Raw genomic sequence first — 8,528 nt, forward strand, 5'->3', positions numbered from 1 at the left:
TTTTCGCCTTTAGCATTATCAGCGCTCACGGTCACTTTCGATCCCTTAACGCTTGCACCGGTAACTTTATGGCTTAATAAAAACTCCATCCCCTGTTTAGCAAGAACTTTTTGAAGCTCCTTACCCAAGCTCTTATCCATTGTTCCAATGATAGAATCCATGAATTCTACTACCGTGACTTTTGAGCCAAGACGTGCATAAACAGACCCCAACTCTAGGCCAATAACACCTCCACCAATAAGAATTAAATGCTTTGGTATTTCTTTTAAATTCAAGGCTTCAGTTGAAGTAATAATACGATTTCCATCTGTTTTAAGGAATGGCAAAGCAGTAGGCTTTGATCCTGTTGCCAGAATGATATTTTTACTAGTTAGGCTCTCAGCAGTTCCATCAGCTTTAGTAACCTTAACCGTATTTTTATCTACCATTGATCCGATACCCTGGAAAGTACTGATCTTATTTTTTTTCATTAGGAATGAAATCCCACCCGTAGTATGAGCAACAACCTCATCTTTACGTTTAATCATTTGCTTCAAATCGGGCGACAGATCTTTTAGATTTATTCCATGCTCTTTGAAGGTATGTAATGCATTATGATAATGCTCGGATGAATCCAATAAAGCTTTTGAAGGTATACAACCCACATTTAAGCAGGTTCCACCAAAAGTATTGTATTTTTCAATAATCGCTGTTTTTAAACCCAATTGGGCACAACGTATGGCGGCAACATAACCACCCGGACCGCTACCAATTACTATTACGTCAAATTGCATGTAAGAATATCTTTAAAATTTACCCAAAGTTACTAATTATAGGCCCTTAAAAAAATCAGAAAATCAAAATTTAGCCTCTTAAATGCATTTATTTAGTATATATTATTTAATTAGATTTGAGAATCCAATTATAAAATTCAATATGTTAAAAAAATATGCTCTGACTGCAGTACTGCTATGCCTGATCACATCGGTTTCCTTTTCTCAAAAACCAGGAGTAATTTATTCAAGAGCAGATACATTACGAGGTACGCTAAGTGATTTAAGGAGCTCATATGACGTACAATATTATCACCTGAACATTCAACTTGATATTGAAAATAAATTTATTAGCGGATCGAATCTTTTCAAATTTAAAGCCACAACTGACCTCAATCGCTTACAATTCGATCTTTTTGCTAATCTTCAGATCCAAAAAATAAGCTATCATGGGCAAGAAATCCCATTTAAAAGAGAGTTCAATGCCGTTTTTCTTGATTTTCCATCAACTATAAAAAAGGATAGTCAAGATGAATTCACTGTATTTTACAGTGGCAATCCGAGCATCGCTGTGAGGCCTCCATGGGATGGCGGCTTTACCTTTTCAAAAGACACGCAGGGTAAACCATGGGTAGCTGTATCCTGTCAGGGATTTGGGGCAAGTTCCTGGTGGCCTAATAAAGATCATCAATCTGATGAAGTAGATAGCATGATGATCAGCATTACTGTACCTAAAGGCTTAATGGATGTGAGTAATGGTAGGCTTAGGTCTATTCAAAATGTTGATTCTGACCATACCCGTTTCAACTGGTTTGTGTCTTACCCCATCAATAATTATAATGTGAGCCTGAATGTGGCAGATTATGCGCATTTCGATGATTCATATACTGGCGAGAATGGCAATCTTACCCTTGACTATTATGTTTTGAAAGAGAATCTTGAAAAAGCAAAAAAACAATTTAATGCCAATGTAAAACCAATGTTCAATGTTTTTGAAAATTGGTTTGGTGCCTACCCATTTTACCGTGATGGATATAAGCTGATTGAAACTCCGTATTTGGGAATGGAACACCAGAGTGCTGTGGCCTATGGTAATAAATATTTGAATGGATACATGGGCCGCGATCTTTCAGGAACCGGACTGGGGTTAAAATGGGATTATATCATTATACATGAAACCGGGCATGAATGGTTTGGAAATAATATTACCTCTAAAGACATTGCCGATATGTGGATTCATGAGGGGTTCACCATGTATTCGGAAGCATTATTTGTAGAAAGCAGAGATGGAAAAGCTGCTGGAGCTAAATACATTGCTGGTGTTCGAAAAAATATTCAAAATGATAAACCAATTTTAGGCCCATATGGAGTTAATACCGAGGGTTCAGGTGATATGTATTATAAAGGTGCAAACTTGATTCATATGACGCGTACCCTGATTGATAATGATCAGAAATGGCGTGAAATACTGCGAGGATTGAACAGCGAATTTGGACTTAAAACAACTACTACTGAAGATGTAGTAAATTACCTCAATAAAAAATCAGGAAAAGACCTAACTAAACTATTTGATCAGTACCTGCGATATGCCAACATTCCTGTCTTAGAATTTAAGACTGAAGGGAAACAGACCCTTTATCGCTGGAAGGCAGATGTTGAAAATTTTGATATGCCTGTGAGGATAAAAAACGGAAAAAAATATCAATGGATCAAACCTGAAACCGAATGGAAAAAGATTAGACTTGAATCAGTATTTACCCCAGATCTGGAGAATTTCTACATTAAGGTTCAAGAAGTTTAGTAAAAACATCACGATACGCAACGTTTTCTTAGAATTTGCGTCTAATATTTAATGAACCCTAACAGGAAATTGATAGCTTAAAAATTAATAAAGACATGAAAAAATCACTGATATACCTTGTACTTACCTTATTAATGGCCACCGCTGCAAACCTTGCCATTGCCAATTCGCTGATCACACTAGTTAAGAGCAATGCAAGCATATCAGACGAAAGCCGAACTGTTTCTGGGTTTTCAGGCATTACATCATCAGGCAGTTATACTATATTTATTACCATGGGCGATAAAGAAAGTCTTCGTTTAGAAGGCAGCTCAGAAATGATCAACCAAATAGAAACCAAGGTTGAAAATGGTATTTTAAAGATCCGCAATAAAAAGCAGATGAATTGGAGAAGCTGGAATAGTGGTGGAAAAGTTTTTATTTATATTGAAGCCAGAACTCTACATGGAATTACACTTAGTGGCTCTGGCGATATTGATGTAAGTGGCACAGTTAAATCTACTGGACTTACAAACACGATCAGCGGATCAGGAAGCATATCACAAAATATGGATGCAGAAAATTTTGTTGCTATAATAAGCGGTTCAGGAAAGATCATTGCAAAAGGTAAGGCAGAAAATGCAAAAATAACCATTGCCGGATCCGGAAATCTTGAAGGAAAAGAACTTCAAACAAGCAATTCAACTGTAAAAATTAGTGGTTCAGGAAACATCACAATTACTGCCGATAAATATTTAGAAGCACTTATTAGCGGTTCAGGCAATATCCGATACGGTGGAAACCCAAGCGTTAAATATACAAAAAGTGGGTCTGGAAGTATTTCAAGATACTAAGCAATCAATTTTAGAAGGCTGCATTTTTTAGTGGCAGGCTTAATTGGTGGCTATTACAAAAAAGACGTTTAAACAGATTGTATTTATAAATAAGAAGGCTGGCTCATTTTTAAATGAGCCAGCCTTCTTATTTATATTTCTGAACGTAAAACGTTCCTTTGAATTATACTCCTAACAATAACCTGGTTGGATCTTCAAGTAGCTGTTTAACTCGTACCAGAAAACCTACTGATTCTCGTCCATCAATTATTCTGTGATCATACGATAAAGCCACGTACATAATTGGGCGGATAACTACCTGTCCGTTTACTGCTACAGGGCGCTCAACAATATTATGCATTCCCAGAATCGCAGACTGTGGAGCATTGATAATAGGTGTTGACATCATTGAACCAAATACCCCACCATTGGTAATGGTAAAAGTACCACCAGTCATTTCTTCCAAAGTAAGTTTACTATCGCGAGCCTTAACTGCTAAGGCCACAACTGATGCTTCGATATCAGCAAGTGTCATAGCTTCTGCATTCCTGATAACCGGAACAACAAGACCCTTTGGTGCTGAAACAGCAATGGATATATCCGCGAAATCATTAAAAACAATCTCTTCACCTTCAATGCGTGCATTTACTGATGGAAAATCTTTTAATGCTTCACAAACCGCTTTGGTAAAGAATGACATAAATCCTAGGCCAACACCATGCTTTTCTTTAAATTTATCTTTGTATTTGGCACGTATATCCATGATTGGCTGCATGTCTACTTCATTAAAAGTAGTTAGCATGGCTGTTTCATTCTTAACACTAACCAAACGTTTTGCAACAGTTTTTCTGAGTGATGACATCTTCTCACGTCTTTCTACTCTTGAACCTGGTGCAGAAACAGAGGCAGGAGCTTTTGTTGCTTCAGTTGCATCTGCCTTCTTACCGGCTTCTGCTTTTAAAGCATCCTCTTTTGTTAATCTGCCACCAACTCCACTTCCCTTAAGCTCTGCAGGATCAACACCTTTTTCAGCCAAAATTTTTGCAGCTGCAGGTGATGGTGCACCAGCAGCATAAGTACTAGCTTTTACCTCTTCAGATTTTACTACTGCTTCTTTTGATTCTGCTTTTGGCGCAGATTGCTTGGTATCAGCTTGTTTTCCACCCTCTTCAATACTACAAACAGGTGCTCCAATTTGGAGAGTATCTCCTTCATTGGCAATAGTTTTTAATGTGCCTGCCTTTTCAGCTGTTAGTTCAAAAGTTGCTTTATCAGATTCCAATTCGGCAATTACTTCATCCATTTCAACATAGTCGCCATTTTTTTTAATCCATTGGGACAATGTAACTTCGGAAATAGATTCGCCTACAGGCGGAACTTTGATCACTAAACTCATAATGGTTTTTGTTATAACTATTAGTCAATATTAACAACTTTCTTAGTTGCTGCTTTTACTTGTTTTTTATCTTTTGGGCTAGTTTTTGATTCAAATGCACAGGCCACAACATACAATTGCTGTGCAATATGCTGTTTGGCATAACCGGTTGCTGTACTACTACTTTCTTTACGCGAAATTAGCTCAAAATTTAACGATGAATTTCGGAATTTTCTGGATATATACGGCCAAGCACCCATGTTCTCTGGCTCTTCTTGTACCCAAACAAATTCAGTTGCATTTTTATACTTACTTTGAATTGCTTCAAGCTGATCATAAGGCATTGGATATAATTGCTCTAATCGAACAACTGCTACATCTTTTCTCTTATCTGTCTGTTGTTTTTCAAGAAGATCATAATATATTTTACCACTACAGAAAAGCACGCGTTTTACATCGGCTGTTTTAACAAATTGATCATCAATAACTTCATTAAACTTACCATCAGTAAATTCTTCTAGCTTACTCACACACTGAGCACTTCTTAAGAGGCTCTTTGGAGTAAATACAACAAGAGGTTTTCTGAAATTGCGTTTAAGTTGTCTTCTTAAAACGTGGAAGAAATTTGCTGGAGTTGTACAATTAACAACCTGAATATTATCATCAGCACATGCTTCCATAAAGCGTTCTATTCTACCTGAAGAATGTTCTGGGCCCTGACCCTCAAATCCATGAGGCAGTAACATAACCAGTCCATTTGATCGCTGCCATTTTGTTTCTGCACTGGTAATGAATTGATCAATTATAATCTGCGCACCGTTAACAAAATCACCAAACTGCGCTTCCCAAATAGTCAATGCCATTGGATTGGCAAGGGCATATCCATACTCAAAACCTAAAACACCATATTCTGAAAGGTGAGAGTTGTAAATTTCAAATTTGGCTGAGTCATTGTTTAACTGTGCCAAAGGGATGTATTCTTCTTCAGAATCCTCTAGTGTTAGTACGGCGTGTCTGTGTGAAAAGGTTCCCCTTTCTACATCCTGGCCACTTATTCGCACTCTAAAACCTTCTTGCAATAAAGTACCATAAGCCAGTAATTCGCCCATTGCCCAATCAAATACTTTGGAATCAGACATTTTTCTGCGCTCATCGAAAAGTTTTTCAATTTTCTTGAAAAACTTTTTGTTGGTAGGTAAAGTGCTTATCGCTTTAGCCAGTGTAAGCATAGTTTTTGAAGATACTTTGGTATTTACAGGAATAGCAATTGCTCCCGGCTTTGCTAGCTTCAATCCTTTCCAAGAACCTCCAAATATTTGATGCACAGCAGAATAAGTTTGATCTTCTTTGGCCTCATTTAATCTTTCCTGTAGTAATGCGCGGAAATCTTTTTCCATTTCTTTAGCAAGGTTAGCATCAACTGTGCCTTGCTCTAATAATTTCTGGTTGTAAATTTCACGTGGATTTGCATGAGTCTCAATAGCTTTATACAATAGCGGTTGAGTAAATTTAGGCTCATCTGCCTCATTATGACCATAACGACGGTAACATAAGATATCAATAAACACATCGTTATGGTACTTTTGGCGATATTCAACGGCCATATTGATTGCATATACAATTGCTTCAACATCATCTCCATTCACATGAAATACAGGCGAAAGAGTAACTTTTGCTAAATCAGTACAATAGGTTGAAGAACGAGCATCCTTGTAATTAGTGGTAAATCCTACCTGATTATTTATAACCAGGTGAATACTCCCTCCTGTTTTGTAGCCATCAAGCTTAGCCATCTGTAGCACTTCATAGGTTATTCCTTGACCTGCTAAAGATGCATCGCCATGTATTAATATTGGAGCAATGCGATTATAACCACCTTCGTACTTAAAGTCAATTTTAGAACGAACCATACCTTGAACAACCGAGTCAACGGTCTCAAGATGCGAAGGGTTAGGACATAAACTCAGATGTACACTTTTTCCGGAGTCGGTTTTTACGTCGGTTGAATATCCCATATGATATTTAACATCGCCTCCAAACGGAGTATTCACATCAAAGCCCTTACCTTCAAATTCCGAGAAAATATCCTTGTAGGTTTTGTGCATGATGTTGGCGAGTACGTTTAATCGTCCTCTATGTGCCATACCGATCACAAATTCTTCTATTCCAAGTTCAGCACCTTTCTGGATTACTGAATCAAGTGCAGGAATTACTGCTTCAGCACCTTCAAGTGAAAATCTCTTCTGACCCAAAAATTTAGTTCCCAAAAAGTTTTCAAATACGACCGCCTCATTCAGCTTGGCAAGGATTCTTTTTTTGGTTTCGATAGCAAAATTAGGTGTATTTCGCTCAGACTCCATTCTAAGCTCAAACCATTTAAGTTTTTCAGGATTTCTTACATATTTATATTCAACCCCAATTGACTGGCAATAGGTTTGCTCAACAAGAGCAAGTATATCTTTTAATTTTGCCGGGCCAATACCAACTTCAACACCGGCATTAAATACAGTTTCAAGGTCAGAATCATCTAAACCAAAGGTAACAAGCTCCTTACCTGGAAAATAGGCCCTGCGCTCACGAACCGGATTGGTTTTTGTAAACAGGTGGCCTCTTTGTCTGTATCCATTAATAAGATTTAAAACTTTTATCTCTTTTAAAAAGTGGTCAGGAGTTTCAGCACTTACTACTCCTGCCTCAGATCCACGACCAAAATCGAATCCTTCAAAAAATTTCTGCCATCCAAAATCTACGGAATCGGGATCTTCTTTGTACGAATGATAGAGAGAATCGATGTAGGCAGAATTAGCGTTACTTAGGTATGATAATTTATTCATTTAAAAACAATGTCTTTTACGACTCAAAAATAAGATTTAAAGCATAGAATCGTGAAAAAGTGAGCCCTAAATTGAAATTTAGCAGCAGCACTTTAACGCAAACAATCTAGAGGTGAAAATTAAGAAAAAATGTTCAAGAATAAAGACTGTATCCAGTCAAAAACACTCAATAAATGACAATTTTCTATTTATTTCCTTTAACTACTACAAGTTCAGGGGCATATGAAGGCGAATGTAAATAGCTTTTCAGTTGAGATTTAGTACGCTCAGTATCTGAAAGCTTCCAGGGCTGATGAATTTGAGTAGCACTAATTGAGGCAAGTTCAGGAATCCATAAACGAATATAATCACCCTGCGGATCATAATCCATGGCCTGCTTCAACACATTAAAGTGCCTGTATTCTCTGGGATCATTACCCACGCCTGCTATATATGCCCAATTACCCCAATTATTTGCTGGGCAATAATCAATGAGTTTCTCTTCGAAATATGCTGCACCCCACATCCAGTTAACTTTTAAGTCTTTTACAAGAAAACTTGCTACATTCTGACGGCCCCTATTGCTCATAAATCCTGTAGAATTCAATTCGCGCATATTTGCATCAATGAACGGTATACCAGTTTCGGCATTCTTCCAGAGCTTGAAAAATTCAACTTGATTTTCGCCCTCATCTGGTGCAACACCTTTAAAACCTGCCTTCTGGAAAAACTTATTTCCATATTTTTTAAACATATAACGGAAATAATCCCGCCACAATAATTCAAGAAATAGACTATACGTGGAATCGCTAGCTCCATGTACCTGTTCGTATTTTTTAATTTCCCAGTATACTTCGCGTGGCGATAAACATCCCAAGGCAATCCAGGCAGAGAATTTTGAAGAATAATCAGCTCCAATTAAACCGTTTCGGGTTTGCTTATATGTTTTTACCGAATTCGAAGTCCAGAAATAAT

At 37.4% G+C, this 8,528-nt stretch carries 6 protein-coding genes; 2 read left to right on the forward strand and 4 right to left on the reverse strand.

Annotated elements, in window-relative coordinates:
* Positions 1 to 773, reverse strand: a 773-nt coding sequence (locus tag ACIQZ6_RS10635; protein WP_395810906.1) for a dihydrolipoyl dehydrogenase family protein, incomplete at its 3' end; no start/stop codon positions are given.
* Positions 774 to 915: 142 nt separating this feature from the next.
* Between ACIQZ6_RS10635 and ACIQZ6_RS10640 the strand changes: the two genes are divergently transcribed.
* Together ACIQZ6_RS10640 and ACIQZ6_RS10645 are read left to right on the forward strand one after the other, a co-directional pair.
* Positions 916 to 2,553 (forward strand): M1 family metallopeptidase, encoded by a 1,638-nt coding sequence (locus ACIQZ6_RS10640; protein ID WP_395810908.1) that lies wholly within the window; start codon positions 916 to 918, stop codon positions 2,551 to 2,553.
* Between the two features lie 95 nt (positions 2,554 to 2,648).
* A complete protein-coding gene (locus ACIQZ6_RS10645; protein WP_395810910.1) occupies positions 2,649 to 3,386 on the forward strand; it encodes a head GIN domain-containing protein in 738 nt (245 codons plus the stop codon).
* 163 nt (positions 3,387 to 3,549) lie between these two features.
* On the opposite strand, the gene odhB is transcribed toward ACIQZ6_RS10645, so the two are convergent.
* From odhB to ACIQZ6_RS10660, 3 genes are all read right to left on the reverse strand, one after another.
* Entirely contained in the window at positions 3,550 to 4,761 is a 1,212-nt protein-coding gene (gene odhB / locus ACIQZ6_RS10650; RefSeq protein ID WP_395810912.1) for a 2-oxoglutarate dehydrogenase complex dihydrolipoyllysine-residue succinyltransferase, read from the reverse strand.
* A gap of 20 nt (positions 4,762 to 4,781) precedes the next feature.
* Positions 4,782 to 7,574, reverse strand: coding sequence for a 2-oxoglutarate dehydrogenase E1 component (locus ACIQZ6_RS10655; RefSeq protein ID WP_395810914.1), 2,793 nt, complete (start codon positions 7,572 to 7,574; stop codon positions 4,782 to 4,784).
* A gap of 184 nt (positions 7,575 to 7,758) precedes the next feature.
* The coding region (locus ACIQZ6_RS10660) for a DASH family cryptochrome (RefSeq protein ID WP_395810916.1) at positions 7,759 to 8,528 on the reverse strand (770 nt) is incomplete at its 5' end.

Origin of the sequence: Daejeonella sp. (genome assembly GCF_044348475.1) — a bacterium.
GTDB lineage: Bacteria > Bacteroidota > Bacteroidia > Sphingobacteriales > Sphingobacteriaceae > Daejeonella.

What these genes read in the sequence shown, in the direction of transcription:
- ACIQZ6_RS10640 (WP_395810908.1), top strand. Translation starts at nt 916, where the DNA reads ATGTTAAAAAAATATGCTCTGACTGCAGTACTGCTATGCCTGATCACA.
- ACIQZ6_RS10645 (WP_395810910.1), top strand. Translation starts at nt 2,649, where the DNA reads ATGAAAAAATCACTGATATACCTTGTACTTACCTTATTAATGGCCACC.
- odhB (WP_395810912.1), bottom strand. Translation starts at nt 4,761, where the DNA reads ATGAGTTTAGTGATCAAAGTTCCGCCTGTAGGCGAATCTATTTCCGAA.
- ACIQZ6_RS10655 (WP_395810914.1), bottom strand. Translation starts at nt 7,574, where the DNA reads ATGAATAAATTATCATACCTAAGTAACGCTAATTCTGCCTACATCGAT.